This is a genomic window from Halorubrum sp. SP3 (assembly GCF_005435195.1).
In the GTDB taxonomy this organism is placed as follows: Archaea; Halobacteriota; Halobacteria; order Halobacteriales; family Haloferacaceae; genus Halorubrum; species Halorubrum sodomense.
In genome coordinates, this window is the sequence record NZ_SGTU01000174.1 from 1 (window position 1) to 793 (window position 793).

1 protein-coding gene is annotated in these 793 nt (G+C 66.5%); it reads left to right on the forward strand.

Annotated features, from left to right (window positions below; genetic code table 11):
• Positions 1-269: 269 nt before the first annotated feature.
• A partial coding sequence (locus EXE42_RS16085; RefSeq protein ID WP_199240787.1) for a ComEC/Rec2 family competence protein occupies positions 270-793 on the forward strand: 524 nt, incomplete at its 3' end.

The window sequence follows — 793 nt, forward strand, 5'->3', positions numbered from 1 at the left end:
AATCTGCCCCAACCCACTTCCTTATACCCGAAAACCGCACGACGGCGAGAGACGTTTATATCGTCGAATGAGGCTCGGACCGGTGGTCCGGTCCAAGTCGAGCGCGTTTCGGGTCCGGTCACTGTGCGCCACGATATTGGGAGCACTGCGACGTCCGACCACCGACCGAACAGGGCCTCGGAACGGCGGCACCGCCGACTCCGCCGACCGGCCGGTCGGGAACGGTACCGGACACGTACCTCTTTCCCTGTGTAGCGCAGTAAGGAAATATGAAACGAACAGGGGGTGCGCTCAAGGTCCTCCTGGTCGTGGGGATCGTCGTCCTCGCGGGCTGTGCCGGCGCGGCGCCCGGCGATCAGGCGCCGACGGGTCCGGACACGGACGACGAGACCCCGGCCGGGACGGCGAACGGGACCGTCGAGGTCCACTACATCAACGTCGGACAGTCGGTCAGTACGCTAATCCTCGGGCCGGAGGGCGAGACGATGCTCGTCGACACGGGGCACTACAACGACGACGGGGAGTACGTGTTGGAGTACCTCCGGCGACACGACGTCACGCGGATCGACCACCTCGTCACCTCGCACAACGACGCGGACCACATCGGCGGCAACGCGGCGGTCATCGAGTACTACGAGACGGAGGCCGACGGGATCGGGGGCGTCTACGACCCCGGGATCGCCGCGAGCACGCAGACGTACGCCGAGTACCTCGACGCCGTCGAGGAGCACGACGTGACGCTGTACGAGACGCGCGAGGGCGACGCGATCTCGTTCGGCGCGGTCGACGTCGA